At 69.5% G+C, this 1,226-nt stretch carries 2 protein-coding genes; one reads left to right on the top strand and one right to left on the bottom strand.

The genetic code is table 11. The annotated features are described in order from the left end of the window. The coding region (locus tag ABZT49_RS13990) for an SDR family oxidoreductase (protein ID WP_355286648.1) at positions 1-707 on the bottom strand (707 nt) is incomplete at its 3' end. A gap of 95 nt (positions 708-802) precedes the next feature. Here ABZT49_RS13990 and ABZT49_RS13985 point away from each other — a divergent pair. Then, the coding region (locus tag ABZT49_RS13985) for a cupin domain-containing protein (RefSeq protein WP_355286647.1) at positions 803-1,226 on the top strand (424 nt) is incomplete at its 3' end.

Raw genomic sequence — 1,226 nt, 5'->3', positions numbered from 1 at the left:
AGGCGCATCGGGCAGGCCGGGTCGGTCGCGGCGCGCCAGACCGCCTCCGCCACGTCGACGGAACGCGTCACCTCGTCCGGGGGCTGCTGCTGCCAAGCCGCGAACACCTCCTGCACCAGGCCGGCGTAGGGTTCAGGGAAGCCCGCCGTCATGCGAGCCCGTGCGGTTTGGCCAAACGCGGTTTCAGGCGCCCGCCCGGGGATGACCAGGCGCACCCGCACGCCGAACGGCTCCAACTCCAGGGCCAGGGACTCCGTGAAGGCGTTCACCGCGGCCTTGCTCGCCGTGTAGACGGAGAGCAGGTGCAGCGGCTTCTGCGTGACGCTGGAGCTCACGTTCACGACGACACCGGCCCGGCGCTCCCGGAACTGCGGCAGCACCGCCTGGGTCATGGCCATCGTCCCGAACGTGTTCGTCTCGAAGACCTCGCGCACCACCTCCATCGGCGTGCCTTCGAGGGCGTTGAGCCAGCCGATGCCGGCGTTGTTGACCAGGACGTCGATGGGTCCGGCGCTATCGACCGCCCGCTGGATGCTCGTCGCATCGGTGACGTCGAGGGCGAGGACGCGCAGGCGGTCGGAGGCGGGCAGGTCCACCGCGCGCGGCGTACGCATGGTGGCTACCACGTTCCAGCCCTGGTCGAGGAAAAGGCGGGCGATCTCAAGACCGAACCCGGACGAGCATCCAGTGATCAGGACGGTTTGCATGTCGGCTCCATCAGGTTGTGACCAGCGATGGATAGATCCGGACAGCGGGACGAGCTACAATCGCGCGTCCTGATCTCATTAGCAACAGTCCGGAAATGTCCGATCCGCTCGCCGACGTCGTCACCCTGCTCCGTCCCAGAGCCGCGTTCTCCAAGTCCGTGAGCGCCTCGGGTCCCTGGCGCGTCCGCCGGGCGGAGCACGGTCGTCCGTTCTACTGCGCCGCGCTGGAGGGCTCATGCCGCCTGACGATCCGGGACCGCGATCCGGTGGTCCTGGAGCAGGGGGACTTCCTCCTTGTCCCGGCCGCGGACGCGTTCGATATGTCGAGCCTCACGCCCCCGACCGAAGGCTCCGAGACGATGCCGGTCGAGGTGGGGCCCGGCGAGTTCCGGGTCGGGCGGCAGGACGGCCCGGCGGACGTCCGCATGCTCGTGGGCTACTGCACCTTCGGCTCGCCCGACGCAGGCCTGCTGGTGTCGCTCCTGCCGAGCCTCGTCCACGTCCGAGGCGAGACCAGGC

The organism is Methylobacterium sp. EM32 (genome assembly GCF_040593685.1).
Classification (GTDB): Bacteria; Pseudomonadota; Alphaproteobacteria; order Rhizobiales; family Beijerinckiaceae; genus Methylobacterium.
The sequence above is the reverse complement of the archived record's forward strand: the minus strand, read 5'-3'. Positions and strand labels throughout refer to the sequence as shown.